Source organism: Candidatus Glassbacteria bacterium (genome assembly GCA_019456185.1).
Lineage (GTDB): Bacteria > Gemmatimonadota > Glassbacteria > GWA2-58-10 > GWA2-58-10 > JAJRTS01.
Window position 1 is genome coordinate 1 of record VRUH01000151.1, and the last position, 1,363, is coordinate 1,363.

Annotated in this window: 1 protein-coding gene; it reads left to right on the forward strand. The window is 58.9% G+C overall.

Going from position 1 to position 1,363, the window contains the following annotated elements; genetic code table 11:
• Nucleotides 1-165: 165 nt before the first annotated feature.
• Nucleotides 166-1,363 (forward strand): adenylate/guanylate cyclase domain-containing protein (locus FVQ81_18560; protein MBW7998534.1); only part of this gene is annotated, 1,198 nt, incomplete at its 3' end.

Sequence of the window (1,363 nt, forward strand, 5' to 3'; positions counted from 1 at the left end):
GGGTAAGCCGGAACAGGCTCGCAAGTGGGCCGGCAACACGCTCCGCATCAAGCCCGATTTTTCAGCCAGGAACTGGCTGGCAACCCAACCCTACCAGGATCCCGCGGACGCCGAACATCTGTTGAACCTCCTGCTCCAGGCCGGCCTGCCGGAGTGAGAGATACCATGGACCCATCCGATACCCACCGCAAGTTGACCGCCATCCTTAGCGCGGACGTGGCGGGCTATTCCCGCCTGATGGGCGCCGACGAGGAGGCGACCATCGAGACCCTCACCGCCTACCGCAAAGTTTTTCTCTCCTACATCGAAAATCACCGTGGCCGCGTAGTGGACGCCAAGGGCGACGCCATCCTGGCCGAGTTTTCCTCAGTGGTGGACGCGGTGAGTTCCGCCGTGGAAATTCAGCGGGAGCTTGCCGCAAAGAATGCCGCGCTTCCCGATGATCGCCGCATGGACTTCCGCATCGGTATTAACCTGGGCGATGTGGTGGTGAAGGACGACGTGATTTATGGGGACGGGGTCAACGTCGCCGCGCGGCTGGAATCCCTGGCGGAACCTGGCGGGATCTGCATTTCGCGCCCGGTCTATGACCAGGTGGAGTCCAAGCTGAAACTGGAATACGATTTCCTGGGCGAGCAGCAGGTGAAGAACATCGCCAAGCCGGTGCGGGCGTATAAGGTACTGCTGGAACCGGGACAGGCGCCCACACGAACCGAGCGTGCGTTAAGGAAATTGGCCAGGGGTTGGCGCAAGGCCGCACTGGCGGCGACGGTGACCGTGCTGGTGGCGCTGGTGGCGGCGCTGGCCTGGAATCTTTACCGGCAATCCGTGAGTGATTCCGCACTGGCCGCCTTTGAAAAAGAAGCCGCCTTTCCTTTGCCCAACAAACCCTCCATCGCCGTGCTGGCCTTCGACAACCTGAGCGGCGATCCCGAGCAGGAATACTTTTCCGACGGTCTGAGCGAAAATTTGATCACCACTCTGGCGAAAATCCCCCAATTGTTCGTCATCGCACGGAATTCCTCTTTCAAATACAAGGGCCAACAGGTCGATGTGCGGCAGGTGGGGCGGGAACTGGGGGTAAGGTATGTGCTGGAAGGGAGTGTGCAAAAAGCCGGGGACCACATCCGTATCACCGCGCAGCTTATCGATGCCGCGACGGGAAATCACCTCTGGGCGGGAAGCTATGACCGCGAACAGAAGGACATTTTCCAGGTGATGGATGATGTCACATGGCAAGTGGTCAAGGAACTGGAGGTAAAGCTTACCTACGGCGAGATGGTTCGTCATGCCATGAAGGGCACAAAAAATTTCGCAGCCCTGGAGATATATTTAAAGGCTGTTCATAAATTCACCCCCCTGG